This is a genomic window from Pseudomonas sp. NPDC098747 (genome assembly GCF_044760045.1).
GTDB lineage: Bacteria > Pseudomonadota > Gammaproteobacteria > Pseudomonadales > Pseudomonadaceae > Aquipseudomonas.
Window position 1 is genome coordinate 26161 of sequence record NZ_JBIWAL010000028.1, and the last position, 16558, is coordinate 42718.

The 16558-nt window shown below is 58.0% G+C and carries 15 protein-coding genes and 2 pseudogenes; 7 read left to right on the plus strand and 10 right to left on the minus strand.

Annotated elements, in window-relative coordinates; genetic code table 11:
- Nucleotides 1–557 (minus strand): annotated as a pseudogene (locus tag ACIQVE_RS17700) (malate:quinone oxidoreductase); the annotation flags it as partial.
- A gap of 535 nt (nt 558–1092) precedes the next feature.
- Here ACIQVE_RS17700 and ACIQVE_RS17705 point away from each other — a divergent pair.
- Entirely contained in the window at nt 1093–1524 is a 432-nt protein-coding gene (locus ACIQVE_RS17705; RefSeq protein WP_402810532.1) for a nuclear transport factor 2 family protein, read from the plus strand.
- 295 nt (nt 1525–1819) lie between these two features.
- Here the strand turns inward: ACIQVE_RS17705 and ACIQVE_RS17710 are convergent, their stop codons facing one another.
- Both ACIQVE_RS17710 and ACIQVE_RS17715 read right to left on the minus strand, forming a co-directional pair.
- Nucleotides 1820–2683, minus strand: coding sequence for a methyl-accepting chemotaxis protein (locus tag ACIQVE_RS17710; protein WP_402810597.1), 864 nt, complete (start codon nt 2681–2683; stop codon nt 1820–1822).
- A pseudogene (locus tag ACIQVE_RS17715) lies at nt 2678–3478 on the minus strand (MCP four helix bundle domain-containing protein); the annotation flags it as partial. The gene ACIQVE_RS17710 and the pseudogene ACIQVE_RS17715, both read right to left, overlap by 6 nt.
- Before the next feature lie 201 nt (nt 3479–3679).
- On the opposite strand from ACIQVE_RS17715, the gene sodC reads away from it, so the two are divergent.
- From sodC to ACIQVE_RS17740, 5 genes are all read left to right on the plus strand, one after another.
- Nucleotides 3680–4201: a superoxide dismutase [Cu-Zn] SodC gene (gene sodC, locus ACIQVE_RS17720; protein WP_402810534.1), complete on the plus strand. Its 522-nt coding sequence runs from the start codon at nt 3680–3682 to the stop codon at nt 4199–4201.
- Between the two features lie 154 nt (nt 4202–4355).
- The gene (locus tag ACIQVE_RS17725; protein WP_402810535.1) at nt 4356–5603 is read left to right on the plus strand and encodes a hypothetical protein; all 1248 of its coding nucleotides are present in this window, start codon (nt 4356–4358) and stop codon (nt 5601–5603) included.
- Complete coding sequence (locus tag ACIQVE_RS17730; protein ID WP_402810537.1) at nt 5600–6091, plus strand: hypothetical protein; 492 nt, start codon at nt 5600–5602, stop codon at nt 6089–6091. Before ACIQVE_RS17725 ends, ACIQVE_RS17730 begins: the two co-directional genes overlap by 4 nt.
- Before the next feature lie 125 nt (nt 6092–6216).
- Nucleotides 6217–6531 (plus strand): DUF2388 domain-containing protein, encoded by a 315-nt coding sequence (locus tag ACIQVE_RS17735; protein ID WP_402810538.1) that lies wholly within the window; start codon nt 6217–6219, stop codon nt 6529–6531.
- An 80-nt stretch (nt 6532–6611) separates the two neighbouring features.
- Nucleotides 6612–7013: a hypothetical protein gene (locus ACIQVE_RS17740; protein ID WP_402810539.1), complete on the plus strand. Its 402-nt coding sequence runs from the start codon at nt 6612–6614 to the stop codon at nt 7011–7013.
- Here the strand turns inward: ACIQVE_RS17740 and ligD are convergent, their stop codons facing one another.
- The 4 genes from ligD to ACIQVE_RS17760 all read right to left on the minus strand — a co-directional run bounded on the left by ligD (nt 7014) and on the right by ACIQVE_RS17760 (nt 12882).
- A complete protein-coding gene (gene ligD, locus ACIQVE_RS17745; RefSeq protein WP_402810540.1) occupies nt 7014–9614 on the minus strand; it encodes a DNA ligase D in 2601 nt (866 codons plus the stop codon).
- Nucleotides 9615–9631: 17 nt separating this feature from the next.
- Nucleotides 9632–10585, minus strand: a complete 954-nt coding sequence (locus tag ACIQVE_RS17750; RefSeq protein ID WP_402810541.1) for a methyltransferase — start codon at nt 10583–10585, stop codon at nt 9632–9634.
- Nucleotides 10586–10596: 11 nt separating this feature from the next.
- The gene (locus ACIQVE_RS17755; protein WP_402810542.1) at nt 10597–11976 is read right to left on the minus strand and encodes an iron-containing redox enzyme family protein; all 1380 of its coding nucleotides are present in this window, start codon (nt 11974–11976) and stop codon (nt 10597–10599) included.
- A gap of 156 nt (nt 11977–12132) precedes the next feature.
- Complete coding sequence (locus ACIQVE_RS17760; protein WP_402810543.1) at nt 12133–12882, minus strand: tellurite resistance TerB family protein; 750 nt, start codon at nt 12880–12882, stop codon at nt 12133–12135.
- A gap of 260 nt (nt 12883–13142) precedes the next feature.
- Between ACIQVE_RS17760 and pcsA the strand changes: the two genes are divergently transcribed.
- Nucleotides 13143–13865: a phosphatidylcholine synthase gene (gene pcsA, locus ACIQVE_RS17765; RefSeq protein WP_402810545.1), complete on the plus strand. Its 723-nt coding sequence runs from the start codon at nt 13143–13145 to the stop codon at nt 13863–13865.
- Nucleotides 13866–14015: 150 nt separating this feature from the next.
- Here pcsA and ACIQVE_RS17770 read toward each other — a convergent pair whose 3' ends face one another.
- The 3 genes from ACIQVE_RS17770 to ACIQVE_RS17780 all read right to left on the minus strand — a co-directional run bounded on the left by ACIQVE_RS17770 (nt 14016) and on the right by ACIQVE_RS17780 (nt 16544).
- Nucleotides 14016–14828, minus strand: coding sequence for a class I SAM-dependent methyltransferase (locus tag ACIQVE_RS17770; protein WP_402810547.1), 813 nt, complete (start codon nt 14826–14828; stop codon nt 14016–14018).
- A gap of 161 nt (nt 14829–14989) precedes the next feature.
- Nucleotides 14990–16207, minus strand: a complete 1218-nt coding sequence (locus ACIQVE_RS17775; protein ID WP_402810549.1) for a cytochrome c biogenesis protein DipZ — start codon at nt 16205–16207, stop codon at nt 14990–14992.
- 73 nt (nt 16208–16280) lie between these two features.
- A complete protein-coding gene (locus tag ACIQVE_RS17780; RefSeq protein ID WP_402810550.1) occupies nt 16281–16544 on the minus strand; it encodes a DUF2790 domain-containing protein in 264 nt (87 codons plus the stop codon).
- Nucleotides 16545–16558 lie beyond the last annotated feature (14 nt).

Below are 16558 nucleotides of genomic sequence, written 5' to 3' on the forward strand. Positions count from 1 at the left end.
CGCCCTTCCATCATCAGCGGGACCCACTTCTTGATAACAGCCGGGTCTTCTGAGTACTGCATGCCGGCGAACAGCGGGCTCGCTTGCAGGGCTTCGTAACGCTTTTTCAGGAACTTGATGTTGTCATCGCCCCACACAAAGCTCATGTGCGGAGTGGTGTTGATGAACGAGCGAGGGTTCTTCAGAACGCCTTGCTGAACCTGCCAGGCCCAGAACTGACGGGAAACCTGGAACGCTTCGTTGATCTCGACGGCTTTCGGGATCGTGACGTTGCCTTTATCGTCTTCCGGGGTGTAGTTCAGCTCGGCCAGAGCCGAGTGACCGGTACCGGCGTTGTTCCAGCCGTTGGAGCTTTCCAGGGCGACACCATCAAGGCGCTCGACCATTTCCATCGACCAGGTCGGTTCCAGCTCATTGATCCACACACCCAGGGTGGTGCTCATGATGCCGCCGCCGATCAGCAGTACGTCGACTTTCTTGGCCTCTGCCGCATGAACGGAGGTCAGCCCCATCGACAAAGCCAGCCCTAGCAAGGCCGTGTTCACTTTTTTAAACATCTGTTGCACCTATGATAAAACGCCTTCCGCCCGCCGCTGTTATCTGTATGCGATCCGCTTTGATGACGCTCAGGCTGGCGTCGCAGATTCCGGCACACTTCAATTTTGACGGGTGGGCACACAAGGCCGACATGCCGCATCGACCTCAGTTAATGTCCCTTCTGAACTGACTTCTTATCATTATTGGCTCAGCTACTTGAGCGACAGGGATTCCGTCGGCCCGCCCGTAAGGCAAGCAAACTGAATAAGGTCAAACCAAGTTGGCGCGCAGAATATCACGTCAGGACAAACCCGCGCGTCTGTTCCCGACCTAAGAGTCTTTTTGCGCTCAGGGACTTATCGGCAGCCCGGTGCGGAACATGACCCTCATGACAGTGCTCGGCTGAAAGCTCTCTGCACTTAAGTGTAGTTACCTGTGTGATGAAGTGCCTTGAGCCGCTGTGTATCAATAAAGAATCTGCTAGGTTGTACGATGACTGATGAATGTTGCCAATGTAATCAGTCATCAACCCATAACAACAAGGAAACACCACTCATGACCAAGTCCCGCCTCCTGATCGGATTTCTTTGCGCCTTCAGCGGTTACGCCATGGCCGCCGCAGCCCCGGCCGAGAAGGATGTCGCCCAAGCGGTCGATCATCTGACCCAAGCGATGTTGCACAAAGACATCGCCGAGCTGAATGCGCTCACAGCGCCCAACCTGACTTACGGCCATTCCAGCGGCAAGATCCAGGACAAGAAAGCGTTCATCGCCGATATCGAAACCGGCAAGAGCGCATTCAAAACCCTGGAGATGCAGAACCAGACCATCACCCTGTCAGGCGACACCGCGCTGGTGCGCCACCACTTCTCCGCTCAGGCATTGAAGGGCACTGAAGTGATACCAACCGAGATCGAGAACTTTCAGATCTGGCAGAAGCAGGATGGCAAGTGGTTGCTGGTGGGGCGGCAGGCGTTCAAGTTTTGATGTCGTAAAGTCTGCTGAAACTGATGTTCGCTGAACGGCAGGCTCGCTCCCACAGGGATCGGTGTTGTTACATAGATTGCATTAACACCGCTAAACCTGTGGGAGCTGGCTTGCCAGCGATGAGGTCGGCACATTCACTATTGAGGCTGACTGATCCACCGCTATCGCTGGCAAGCCAGCTCCCACAGGGATTTGTGCTGGATGCAGAAAGAGTGTCTGACGCAGATCAAAACGGTGGGAGTGAGCCTGCTCGCGATGACGGCAGACCGGACACCACAAATCTCACGGCCAACTGTCACAACCGAAACCGATCCACAGACTGCGCCAACTGCCCCGCCAGGCTCGACAACTCATCCGTGGTATTCGCCGTCTGCCCAATCACCCGGCTATTGCCCTCGGACATCCCCGCAATCATTTCCACCTGATGGGCGATTTCGTTACTGGCCAGGCTCTGTTCACCGATCGTGCGGGTGATGTCGTTGACCAGTTGCGTGGTGCTCAACGTCGCCTCAAGGATTTCGCGAATAGCCCGTTCGACGTCAGCGGTCACCGCCATGCCCTTGTCGACCTGCGTCACGCCCGCCTCCATGCTGCTAACGGCCTCGCGCGTGCTGTGCTGGATGCGTGCGACCATCGCGGCAATTTCCTGGGTCGACGCACTGGTTCGCGCTGCCAGGCTGCGCACTTCATCCGCCACCACGGCAAAGCCCCTGCCCTGCTCACCCGCCCGCGCAGCTTCGATGGCGGCGTTGAGCGCCAGCAGATTGGTCTGGTCGGCAATGCCCTTGATCACCTGAATGATGTTGAAAATGCCTTCGGATTCCTGATCCAGCGTGCGAATCACCTGTGCCGACTGTTGCGCCGAACGAGCGATATCGTCCATGTCGCTCACCACTTGATGGATCACATGGCCGCCATTCTTCGCCAGGGATTGCGCCTGATTGGCCATGCCCAGCGCGCGCTCGGCGTGGCGGGTGATGTCCTCGATGCTCGCGGTCATCTGACTGGCAGCAGCAGCCATGGTCCCGGCGGCGGCGCTTTGCTGCTGGCTGCTGTCGGCAACCTGATGGCAGCCCTGGCTCAGTTGTTCGCTCATGCCGCTGACGCCGTGGGCATTGCGCCGAACCACATCGATCATGTTGCGCAGATCCCGCTGCATGGTTGCCAGCGTCCGAATCAATACGCTGGCCTCGTCCTTGCCCGACGGTTCGACAATCGGCTCGCTGAGATTGCCGTGGGCAATGCTTTCGGCGATACGGCTGGCGGACTTCAACGGCCCCATGATGCTCAGGATCACCCAGCGCCCCTGCGCCAGAAGCAACAGAAGGCTGGCGATCAATACCGCGCCGAGGGCGATATTGGCATTGTGGATCGCCGCTTCAGTGCCTTGGCTGGTCTGCGCCGTATTGGTTTCAATCAACTCGCTCAAAGCGCCCATTTGCTCTTCGAGCTGACTGAACGCGGCGTTGAACTGGGCGAGTTCCTGCTGCGCCGCCTCCGGGTTGTCCAGCGCCAGTCCGACAATGCGCTCACCGGCGGTGATATACGTATCGAGACTGGGCTTGATCTGCTCCAGCGCCGTGCGTAATGCCGGGTTGATCGGCAGTTGCAGATTCTCATTGAGCACGTCGTGAAAATGCCCCGCATGTTCACCAATCGAAGCGCGCACCTCGGCCGCCGTGCTGGTGCTTTTACCCAGGCCCACCAGCATTGCCGAATAGACATCGGCGCGAAGGGCGTCGTGCATCATGTCGGCTTCCATGTGGTTACGCAGGGCGCTCATGCTGACCGCGTTGTCGCTGACCGCCGTAGCCATCCGCAGGTTGCCGACGTAGCTGACCAGGCTGACGATCAATGCCGTCAGCAGACTGGTAACAATCAGCAACACTAAACGCAGTTTGATCGACACAATGGAATCCTCTCTGGGTGCGCTGGAAAAGGCCTTGTCAGACATTCAGTTAAGCCTGTTTGCGCCGTTCTGCCGCGCCAGAACGTGTCAGCAGTTGTCTGCGCGAGGACACAACCCCGGCAAAACTTTCGGAATGTGCGACGAGTCTCATTTTGTAACGTAGCCGAATCCAGCGTTCATCGCCGGTTAATGGGCAAAGGTTATTGGATCGGCCTTCTGAAAATCGTGCAGCAAAAGGAAACGCTTATGAAACGCGCACTCTGGTTGGGCCTGATCGGCACCTTCGCCATCGGCACCGCTCAGGCGGCAACGGAAAAAGTCGCCATCAATCTGGTTAGCGCTGACGGCGCGCCGCAGGCAATTGGCGCGGTGACGATCAGTGAAACGCCGTATGGCCTACTGTTTACGCCCGAACTGAAATCCTTGCCGGCGGGGGTTCATGGTTTTCATGTGCATGAAAACGGCAGTTGCGAGGCCGGTATGAAGGACGGCGTCAAAGGCGCGGCACTGGCCGCTGGTGGCCACTTCGATCCACAGAAAACCGGCAAGCACCTCGGGCCTTATGCCGACGGTCATTTGGGCGACCTGCCAGCGGTTTACGTGACCGCAGACGGTATCGCCAACTACCCGGTGCTGGCGCCGCGTTTGAAGACGATTGCCGAGATCAAAGGCCACGCACTGATGATCCACGCTGGTGGCGACAATCATGCCGACATGCCCAAGCCTTTGGGTGGTGGCGGCGACCGCATGGCGTGCGGCGTAATCTGAACAAAGGGTACTTGGCGCGTCGATAATACCTGGGTGATGCCATCGCCCAGGTCAGCCCTCTTCCAGATACGTTTCGACTTGCTTCTCCACTTTCTTGTCCTCCCTGATATGCTGCACCGAACTGCACGCATGCACATTCTTTTGGGAGTAATAAATGACCCGCCTACGCGTCAAGCATTTTGGACCTATCCGTGAAGGGATGAAGAATGATGGTTGGATAGAGTTCAAACGCGTGACCGTGTTTGTGGGCAATCAAGGCTCTGGCAAAAGCACTCTAGCGAAGCTTTACTCAACCTTTGCCTGGATTGAGAAGGCCTTGGTACGAGGTGATTTTGATCGGAAATGGTTCGAGCGCAAAAATCGTCTGACCAAGCCTTTTCTTACCTATCACCGACTCGAAAACTACATTTCTTCCGGCCAGACAGCATTAACTGAAATTGACTATGAAGGAGAAGCCTTCTCGATCAAGTACGCAAACGGCCAATTACATATCACCAAATCAAAGACTGATGGATACCACCTACCCCAGATCATGTACGTACCTGCTGAACGGAACTTCATTTCCTATGTGAAGCACACTCGAGAGTTGAAGCTCTCGTCTGATTCGCTGAAGGAGTTCCTTACAGAGTTCGATAACGCCAAGGCTAGTATCAAGGATCCCTTGCCGCTCCCTATCAACAATGCAGAGCTTGAATACGACAAGCTGAATGACACCTTGAACATCCGGGAGTCGGACTACAAATTAAAGTTGGCAGACGCTTCCAGTGGCTTCCAGTCCGCTGTCCCCCTTCACTTGGTCAGTCAATTTTTGGCCAATAGTGTCCAGGAGCGTATTGAAGATCGTCAGGAGTCCATGAGCGCCGGTGAACTCGAGCGTTTCCGCAAAGAGGCAGCGAAAATCCTCTCTCAACCTCTGACTGTAGAACAGCGGCGGGCACTCATTTCCACCCTCTCATCGCGCTTCAATAAAACTGCTTTTATTAACATTGTTGAAGAGCCGGAGCAGAACCTCTTTCCACAATCACAATGGAACGTTTTGCAAAGCCTTTTAAAATTCAATAATCAAGGTGAACATAATCGTCTGGTCCTGACTACACACAGTCCGTACGTAGTGAATTACCTGACGATTGCCGTACAAGGCAAGCTATTGCAAGACAAAATCACCAAAAACAAATGTGATGAGGCATGGCTCCCGAAACTTGATGCCGTTGTCCCTTTATATGCTTTGATCAACGCGAAAGACCTTGCAATCTATCAGGCTGACGAAAAGACCGGCGGCATTGAAAGATTGCCCGTTATCGAGGGTATACCTTCGGACAATAATTATCTGAACGGGTCATTACGTGAGGGTAATGATTTGTTTGACCGTCTACTCGATATTGATGAGGCACTAAAGGCGTGAATTTCCTTGATACCGGCTGCCAATCCGGGCCCTTCACGGAGGTTCAATTCGGGCTCTGTGATGATCAAAACACTCAAGCCTATGTTGACGTTACGGGTGAAAAAAAATGGAACGCCACAGTCAATAACCCACATCAAAAGGAAGTGACCTTCACAGCCATCGATAAATGCGTGATTAAAGACGGTGAGGAAGAAGGCAGAGGGCGCTGCGATTGTATGCTTTCGACTGAAACAGCTCTGTATCTGGTTGAACTGAAGGATTGGAGGCGGGGCGGCTGGAGGAATCATGCCTGCGATCAGTTGGAGTCAACCATCCAATTTCTTGTCGATACGCACGGGGAGCAGTTCCTGAAGGATTTCAGTCCAAAAAAAGCGTACGCATGCAACAGAAAAGGGCCATTCGTTGAGATTGATAATCAACTGAAGAAGCGCTTTTCCAATCTTCATCAGTTCCGCATCGACATTCAGAGCACTATCAAAATTGACTGAGCGCCGGCACGTTGCTGAGTGCCACTGAAGGGCTGCCGGAATCTCCACGGAACTCCCGCCCCTCGCGCGCCTCTCACATTATGTAGTACTTCCCTTTTGCTTCGCGCTTGTGGAGGAAAACCGTCATGCGCAAGTTAGTGCTCGTTTCTTCTTTACTCTTATGCCTGCCCGTTGGTTCAGCTTTGGCTAAAGTTGATGCCAAAGAGGTTGCTACTTCAGCAGGTGTCTCCGCGTCGCTGTATTCGACCTTCAAGGATCACAAAATGGTGATTCCGGCCCGAGACGACTTGTCTGCATTTGTCGCCAGTGGCGGGGCCATTCGTGGGGTTTATCTTGAATCGGTGCTGCAACAGGTTCGTCAGGATAATCCAGGCATCGATGCCAGCGATGAAGACCTGGCCAACGCGATTCTGGTGCACTACGAAGGGTTGAATCAGTAACTGTCAGCCATGACGCTGTCGATGGACGGCAACTGAAGGCGCATAGGCAAAACTGTCCGACGGCCTCTATGATGGAGGCCATGACGACTCCTGCGCCAATGCGCTCCCCCTGCCCACCCGGCGCCTGCATTTGCGGGCGCGACCCGTTGGTGGAGATGCCCGGCGCGGATTTGCGCATCCTGCTGTTGACCCGTGAGCAAGAGAAAATCTTGCTCACACGTCTGGAAAAAATCAAAGACCTCGCCGACCTCCAGCACCTGCAAAACCGCATGTATGAGCAGTTGGGTATTCGTGTCGAAATCTCGCCCGGTTTCCACGAAGTTCGCACCATGCAGGGCATCGACATTCAAATCGAGGAAATTCCGGGGCTCTGTCGCAAAACGCGCAAGGCGATACCGGCAGCGATTCGCCGGGGGCTCAACAATAACCCCGAGATCGCCTTCGAACTGCTCAACGCCCACGACTTGCTGGGCGGCACCTGATCACTTTTTCATGCCCACCCGTTTGCGCATCTCGGCAGTGATGCTCTGGCGGGTTTTCTTCATATCCGCCCACGGCTCGTCGCCGACCTCCGCCAGCCGCTCATGGACGTTGTGGATATTCCACTGATTACCGCCCTTGATCTCGGCGACTTCCTCCCGAAACAGCGGCACCGATACCGGCAGACCTTCGCGAGTACGCGCCGCATAGGTACAAATGGTCGTGGCACCGAGGCCGTTACGCAGATAATCAATGAAGATCTTGCCGACGCGATTTTTCGGCCCGGACACCGCCGAAAAGCGATCGGGCAACAACTTGGCCATATGACTGACAATCGCATGGCTGAAGTCCTTGACCTCGTCCCAACCCAGTTTGCGCGTCAGCGGTACCACCAAGTGGATGCCCTTGCCGCCACTGGTTTTGAGGAAGGCCTTGAGCCCCAGCTCATCCAGCGCCGTGAGGGTCAGCGCGGTGGCCTCGACCATGCTTTTCCACGGCAGCGCCGGGTCCGGATCGAGGTCTAGAACGAAGCGGTCGGGTTTGTCCAGGTCAACCGTGGTGGCATTCCAGGTGTGCAGTTCGACGGCGCTCATCTGCACCGCACCGATCAGCGCTTCAGCGTTGTTGATCAGCATCACCGGTTGGCCGGTGACGTCCTTGTCCAGCGTGCTGATACCGGGTATTGCCAGATGCTCGGCGTTTTTCTGGAAGAACAGCTCGCCGGCAATGCCTTCCGGCGCGCGTACCAAGGCGACCGGGCGATCCTTGAGTTGCGGCAGGATCCATTCGGCGACACTGGCGTAATACTCGGCCAATTGCATTTTGGTCGTGCCACTGACGGCGTCGATCACTCGATCGGGGTGAGTAATGCGCACTTTACCGTGGGCCAGGCCGAGTTGTGAGGGCGCGGTTTCGGCCTGCGAAGGTTTGCTCGCCACGGCTTTCTTCACCGGTTTCTTCGCAGTGGCTTTCTTCTCTGAAGTCTTCACGGACTTTGCTCGCTCCTCAGTGATGCCCTTCGCCGGTTTGTCATCGCGCAACCCATGGAACACCGCGTGGCGGACCGAGCCGTCCTTGGTCATTTCGGCAAATGCCACTTCGGCCAGCAACTTCGGCTTGAGCCAGTGCACGCCCTTGGCCTCGAAACCGCTTGGCGGGTTGACCACCGCAGCGGTCTTGACCTGCAACGGTTTAAGTTGCGCGAGGATGTTTTTCAGCGTCGTTTCGTTGAAACCGGTGCCAACCTTGCCGGCATAGTGCAGTTCACCACTGTCGCGGTCATGCAGGCCCAGCAACAATGCGCCAAACGCACTGCGCGCACCTTTGGGATCGGTGTAGCCGACGATGACGAATTCCTGGCGATGTTTGCACTTGAGCTTGATCCAGTCACCACTGCGTCGCGACACGTAGGGCGAACCGAGGCGTTTGCCGATCAGGCCTTCCATCTGCATCTGACACGCACTGTTGAGCAACGCATCCGGGGTTTCATCGAAGGCTTCGGAGAACCGCAACAAGGGCTGCTCATGGGCGCCGAGAACCGTGGACAATGCCGCGCGGCGCTCCTCCACCGCGACTTCACGCAGGTCGACGCCATTGAGATACGGCAAGTCGAACAGGTAATAGAGGATGTTGACGCTGCTGCCGGACTCAAAAGCATTTTGCAGCGCCTGAAAATCCGGCACGCCCTGTTCGTTGGCGACCACCATTTCACCATCGAGCCAGGCTGACTCCAGGCCCAACGCGGCAAGGGCTTGCGCCTGTTTCGGTAACTTGTGCGTCCAGTCGTGACCGTTGCGGGTGAGCAACTGCACTTGATCATGATCGATCCGCGCCATGATCCGGTACCCGTCGAACTTGATCTCGTAGCTCCAATCGCCGGCAGGTGCGCTGTCGACCAACGTCGCCAATTCCGGTTTGAGCTGCGCGGGGATTTTCGCCTTATGCGCGCCAGTCAGCGTACCCGAGGCCTTTTTGCTGGGCTTGGGTGCTGCCTTCTCAAGCGGTTTGACCTGCTTGGCCGCAAGCTTCGGTTTGTCGACCAACGTCCGCTCGCTTAGCACGCTGTCGGGCTCATCAACCAGCACGTCGTAGTCATCCTGAGGACGGGCGGCGTTGTCCTGATGTTTGATCAGGAACCAGTTCTCTTTCTTGCCCGGCATGTGCGTGCGCACCAAATTCCAGATACCGGCCAGTTTCTCGCCTTGCAGTTCGAATTTGAGCTTGCCTTTGACATAAGCCTTTTGCGGATCCTCCAGCGGAATCCAAACGCCACGATCCCAGACAATCACATCCCCGGCGCCGTAATGCCCTTCGGGAATGCTGCCCTCGAACGTCGCATAATCCAGCGGATGGTCTTCGACATGCACCGCCAGGCGCTTGACCTTGGGGTCGAGCGACGGCCCTTTCGGCACCGCCCAGCTCTTCAGCGCACCATCAAGTTCCAGGCGAAAATCGTAATGCAGGTGCGAGGCGTCGTGCTTCTGAATGCAGAACTGCAAGGCGTGATCGCCGGCAGTTTTCTTGCCCGAGCGCTTGACCGCCGCCGGTTCGGATGTCGCCGAGAAATCGCGCATTCGGTTGTAGTCATCGAGGTTCCTGCTCACGGCGCACCTACCTTATTTCAGCCTATACGGGTCACGGTCAATGCGACCACGGCGATCCGGTCGACGCGCTGATAACCGGGGTTCAAAAGTTCTTCACCGAACACATCCGGATCGAGCTCGCGGTAGGTCCAGCCGAAGCGCGATTCATCGAGGCGTGGCAATACGGTGTCGAGAAACGGGTCGCGGCCATCGACCATCGCCACGCCGGTGTACAACAGCAAGGAACCGCCCGGCGTCAGCCGATTGAGTGCCTGCTCGACGATGCGCAGCGACAGCCCGGCGCCCAGTGTGCCGCCGCCATGCCGGTAGGCGCGCGCGGCCGGATCAGCCATGTACGGAGGATTGGCGACGATCAGGTCGAACTCGCCATCGACGCCTTGCAGAATGTCGCTGTTACACGCTTCGACGTTGGCGACTTCCGCCAGCGCCGCGTTGATCGTGGTCAGGCGCAGCGCGGCGGGGTTGATGTCCAGCGCCAGCACTTGCGCTTCACGGCGGGCACGGGCGATCAGAATCGCACCGACGCCGGCGCCACACCCGATGTCGACTGCACGGCGAATCGGCGCGAAGTTCTGCTGCAAATGCGCGTGGATCAGTTGCGCGAAGCGGTAGGTGTCCGGGCCGAAAAACACCGAGTCGGCAGCGTCGGTGGGAAACGCCGAATGCACAAACAACAAATCATCCAGACTCGACCAGCGCACCCGACTCTTCAGGTGCCCTTCGTAGGCATCGATGACTTGAGCTTCCAGCAACTGCCGCTGCTCGTCGGCAGACAACAACCCCGATTCAAAGGGCCGTGACCAGCCAAAGACATCGCGCAGAGAATCGGCGAACTGGCCTTCGTCGCGCTGGTTGACGCGCTGATGGGTCAGCGGCGTCGGGGTGATGAAACGATAGCCGTCAGCCTGCAAGCGCCGGCCCAGTTGCAGCAGCGCGAGATCATGAATGGACAGTTGCTCTTCCTGATTCATTGGCGATTTCCTTAAGGCAAACGGGATTTGAGGTCGATGAACTGCCGGGTAGCGAGCAACCCGGCCGGGTGCGCATGCCGGGCCGGCGCGAGCCAGGGGATGAGCGTCGCCATTTGCGCGTGGCCCTCCTGCCCTTGCAGGGCCTCGTTGAGCTGCTGCACATCGGGGTCCTGTTCGGGCACCTCGATCGGTGAGTTGGCCGACGGGGAGTGTCGACGTAATGCAGTAGGCTTTTTCTCGGGTTTCCAGTCGCCGGCAATCCAGTCGTGCACCAGTTGTTTTTCGTAGGCGCTGAACACACCGAACATGGCCGCGCCATCGCCGTCGATCAACTGCCAGAAGCGGCTGGCCTGCGGGTCTTCGTGGCGTTTGATCCAGCCCTTATTCTGCAAGGCTTGCAGAAAACCGGGCAGATGCTCGGGCTCAGCCAGCCATTGGTTGACAGTTTTCCCTTCAAAGCGGCAATAGTCGGAGTGCATGTGCTGAGCGAACGGGCACTTGCGTTCCAGCATCGCCAGTAACTCGCGCTCAAGGTCGAAGCCTTCGATGATCGCGCGGCTGCCCTGCCCCAGATCATTGAGTCGATAACCCAGCGATACCCGACGTAGAAAGTCGGCGCGATCGGCCTCAAGTGGCAACAGATCCAAAACGGCCTGCACGGCTTTTTGCGCATGGCCGGTGCTGGCGTTGTCGATGGTCACGTGGAGGGTGAAATAGTACGGATCAATGCCCAATTCGCTGAGTTCGTAACTGCTGATCAGTAAATGCAGCGGCAGTTGTTCGTAGCCGAGGTTGTAACCGATCACCTCGGGCAGGAAATCATCGCCGCAGGCACCGAGCGCGAGTTGCAGCGCGCCTTGCAGATAGCGCTCGTCTTCGAGGGGACTGGCGTGTTCGAGATCATGTTCGGCCAGCAGTTTTCGGTAGATCACCACATGGTTTTGCGCCGGATTACCTTCGCCGAGCTCTTCTAGAAAGGTGCAGATCAAGCCGCTGAAACGCGGATCGCGCCAATGCTGCAACAAGCCATACAGCCACGCGCCGTCAACCAGCTTGGTCGGCGCCACCGTTTGCAGAAAGTACAGCGCATGGGCCTTGCTGGTGAAGAATTGCCGTGGCCCGCCGGCCTTGCGCTGTTGCAGGTAGTCGGCGTATTGGCGGGCGACATCGGCGCAATGTGCGGCGACCCAGGTATGCCAGGTCGACGGATCGTGCGGGAGTTCCCCGGGCAACGCTGCGGCGCGTTGCAGCTGTTCGTTCAAGAACGTTTGCGCGAGCGCTTGCGGGTTGTCCTCGCGCAACAGCGTTTCATAAATATCATGCAGGTTGCCGGCGGGATGGATCGCTTGGGCTTGGGCCGGCACAGATTGCAAACGTGTCAGGACAGTCATAACAGTATTCTCGGTCGATTGGCACGGCGCTGTTTCGCGCCTCTACAGCAGCAGAGAGGCCGCGCGTGCCAAAAATTCAATCGACCTCAAAAACGCCCTGACGGACGGCGATCTCTCCTTTATGTAAGCGCTGCCGAAGGCTGCGATCTGTCGACGCTATGCCGTGCCCTTGACCTGTTGCTCCAGATGCACCTGCAACTCTGGATCAATCCCCAACGCCGCCGCCAGTTCGTCCAGATAATTGCGCTCGGCGTCTTGCTGGTCGTCAACCAGCATCACGCTGGCCAGGTACATTTCGGCGGCCACCGCCGGGTCGTCGTTTGCGGACTGCGCGACTTCGTTGGGATCGAGCGGTTTTGCGACTTCGGCGTCCAGCCATTGCTGCATTTGCGGATCATCGGTGTGCTTGCCGATTTCACTGCTTATAAGATGCTTCTCCGAATCATCGATGCGCCCGTCAGCCTTGGCCGCTGCGATCAAGGCGCGCAGCACCGCATGGCTGTGCTCTTCGATTTCCGGGCCGGCGAGCAGATTGGCCGTCTGTGGCGTTTGTTGCGGTGCCGTGCTGGCCTGATTGCGCTGCCAGGCTTGATACGCCTGATAAGCCATCATCCCCAACGATGCCAGCGCTGCGTAATTGGTACCGCCGGACCGGCGTTGCGTGCCGCCACCCAGTGCGCCGCCCAACCCACCGCCACCACCGAGCAGCCCGCCGAGCAAGCCACCCAGTCCGCCAAGCCCGCCGGCCGCCGATCCGCCACGCGTGCCTGTGGAATCCGCGCCACCGAGCAAGCCGCCCAGCAAACCACCGAGACCGCCCAGACCGCCACCGGCTGCAGCGCCACTTTGTTGACCCGCCGAGCCTTGGCCCCGCAGCAGTTGTTCAAGCAAATCGCTGGTGTTCATGACGTCATCCTCAAGCATTGGGATTTACTGCGTCTGGCAACGATAGACCGCTGCGCACGTTGCGCCAACACCGTTTGGCCGATGCCGAAGCCACTGAGTTATTTCGCTCGCGTATTTTTTAGATGGACAGCTAAGATTCAGGGTGGGTGAACCTTATCCCGGCCCGACCGGTCGATAGCTGCAACCCCGACTCGGTTTGCCGACGCCCTTGCTGTCCAAGGGTGTTACACGGCTTGCTTTAATTTCTGGAGAACGCCCCCGTGATATCCACCGTCCACATTGCCAGGCTCAAGGCCTGGGGCGCCCATGGTTTTACCGCGACCGGCGTGGTCACCGCATTTCTGGCCACCCTCGCCCTGCTGGAAAACCAGCCCATCCACTGCCTGATGTGGCTGGGGGTGGCGCTGATCGTCGATGGACTTGACGGCGCACTGGCGCGAAAGGTCAATGTGCAATCGGTGCTGCCGAGCTTCGACGGTTCGATCCTCGATCTGGTGATCGATTACCTGACTTACGTGTTCATCCCGGCACTGTTCATCTATCGCTACATTCCGCTGCCGGATTACACGCTGTTGCTGACGGTGTCGCTGATTCTGGTGTCGTCGTTATTCTGTTTCTGCAACGTCAACATGAAGAGCAAGGACAACTATTTTGTCGGTTTCCCCGCGGCGTGGAACGTGGTCGCACTGTGCCTGTACATCATCGGCCCGGGGCCGTGGATCACCTTTCTGACGGTGATCGGCCTGGCCCTGCTGACGGTGACGCGGATGAAGTTCCTGCATCCGTTTCGCGTGCGCCGGTTCATGCCGATCAACATTGCCGTGACGGCGATCTGGCTGCTGTGCAGCATGTCGCTGGTGCTCAACCATCCGGTGATCAACCCGTTGGTGATGGGGTTGTGGTTGCTGATGTCGGCTTACTTTCTGGGGATCTGTATCTGGCGTACGGCGCTGGAGTGGTTTGATCGGTCTCAGGAGAAATAGGCCCCTACCGGCTCAGAAAATCATCCCTGTGGGAGCGAGCTTGCTCGCGAAAGCGCTGTGTCAGTCACTGTATTTTTGACTGACAGACCGTATTCGCGAGCAAGCTCGCTCCCACATTTGATGTCCAAAATTTACAAGATTGCATTTAGCTCAGCGCTTACTGATCACCACCTCCAGATACTCACTCGGCACCACCAGCGAGTCCTCCCCCGCCCGGTTCGACCGGTTGAGCAAATCCGCCAGATCACTCTCCAGCGCCTGACCGCTTTCCGGTGGCAGCGCCGCGAACGCCTTGTGCACCGGCCCGTACCAATGCCGGAAGATGCCGATAAAATGCGCCGCCGAGCGATAGCGGAAGTTGAATTCGCGCCGCGTCACCTGCACGACAAAATCATGATCACCGAAGTGTGTGTGCAACCACGCCTCCATGCCCCAGTTCGACGGCGGTTGTGCGCCGGCCGGCGGTGGCAGATGCCGGCCGAGGGTCTTGAACATCTGGCCGACAAAACCTTCCGGTGTCCAATTGGCCAGGCCGATCCGCCCACCACGTCGACAGACCCGCGCCAACTCGGCAGCCGCCTTGTCCTGATCCGGGGCAAACATCACCCCGAACGTCGACAGCACCGCTGCAAAATGGCCATCGGCGAACGGCAAGGCTTCGGCGTCGGCGACTTGAAAAGTCACGTCCAGATGTTCGGCGCGGGCCCGATCCTGGCCGCGCTCCAGCAGCGCCGCGACGTAATCGGTCGAGGTCACCAGACAACCGCGCCGTGCCGCCGCCAGCGTTGCATTGCCGTTGCCGGCAGCCACATCCAGCACGTCTTCATCGCAGCGCAGGTCGCAGGCTTCGGCGAGGTTTTCGCCAACGATTTGCAGTGTGGTGCCGATCACGGCGTAGTCGCCACTGGCCCAGGCGATTTTCTGGCGTTCCTTCAAGGCAGTGAGATCAATCGGGGTACTCATGAATTCGAGCTCCGTTCTTGTTATGTGGCGGCGTGGGCCAAGGTGCTGCTCGTCCACTATCGCGCCGACACGGGTTGGCGTCCCTCCCGATCGTCCGGCAACCCCATCAAACCGCCGCTTTGCCGATAAGTGGTGGAGATCTGTTAAGCGCGCGCAACAGATCAGCCATCAGCAGCCGGGGCCTTGGCCTCTTCCAGCAGCTGCTTGATCATCTGCTCCTGCGCTTCGTAGCGACCTTCGCCGAAGTGGCTGTAACGCATCTGCCCTTTGGCGTCGATCAGGTAGTGCGCCGGCCAGTACTGATTGTCGAAGTTGCGCCAGATCGCATAGTTGTTGTCGATGGCCACCGGGTAGGTGATGCCGAGTTTCTGCACTTGATCACGGACGTTGTCGATGATCCGCTCGTAGCCGTATTCCGGGGTGTGGACGCCGATCACCACCAGCCCATCCTTTTCATATTTCTTCGCCCAGTCTTTGACGTACGGCAGGGTGCGCTGGCAGTTGATGCAGTCGTAGGTCCAGAAGTCCACCAGCACGACTTTGCCACGTAGGGATTCGGCACTCAGCTCTGGCGAATTGAGCCATTGCACAGCACCGGACAGCGACGGCATCGCGCCTTTGCTGTCTTGCATCGTCGAATCTGCGCGGACTTTGCTGACGAGGAAATCGACCACTTTCGGCACGTTCTCCAGCACGCTTTTCTCGACGCTGGCGACGCCCTCGGAAGATGTGCCGGCCAGCAAGGTTTTATCGGCATCGGTGGAAATCACTGCCACGGCGGCAAGCACCGCGACACCGGCACCGCGACGCAACCACCCGGTGAACGGGATCGACGGTTTCAACCGATTGACCAAGCCACGGCCGGCGAAAATCAACGTCCCCAGCGACAGCGCACTGCCCGCGCCGTAGGCCAGCAACAACAGACTGGTCTGGACGTTGGCGCCTTGCAGCATGGCGCCAGTGAGGATCACGCCGAGGATCGGCCCGGCGCAGGGTGCCCACAGCAGGCCGGTGGCGACGCCGATCATCACCGAACCCATGGGTCCGGCCTTTTTCCGGGCATCCGGGTCGAGACGGTTGCCGAGCAACACAAACGGTCGCGCCAGCCAGTCACCCACCCGCGCAGAGATCAGCGACAGCGCAAACAGCGCCATGACCAGCAACGCGATGTGGCGACCCGTGTTGCTGGCGTGAATCACCCACTCTGTGCTGACCACGGCGAGGCTGGAGATCAGGGCAAAGGTCAGGGTCATGCCGCCGAGGGTCAGCAGGATCGATGAACGTTTACGGTCAGCGTTGGCGAACAGGAAAGGCACCACCGGCAGGATGCAGGGGCTGAGCACGGTCAACAAGCCGCCGAGGAAAGCGATCAAGTACATAAAATCACCTTGGGTTGTCGGGAAGGAACCGAGAGACGTTGTTCATAAGGTTCTGCCTGTAAAAAGTGATGACTCAGTTGCCGTCGTTGCAACCGTCAGCGAATTTGCTGTAATCGAGTACACGGGTTTTGCCTGCGGAATCCAGATAGGTCATGCGCGCATCGACAATCCCGCAGCTCACCGAGTCGTCCTGGGTCAGCGAAATTACTTTCTGGATATCCAGGTGGGTGCCGTAGTTGTAAGTTTGCGCGGCGACATCGGCTTCGGCACGGGCCGACAGGGTGCAGATGTTCAGGGCGGCAAACAGGCAGGCAGCGATAACGGACGAGTTTTTCATGGCGTGTTCCTCAA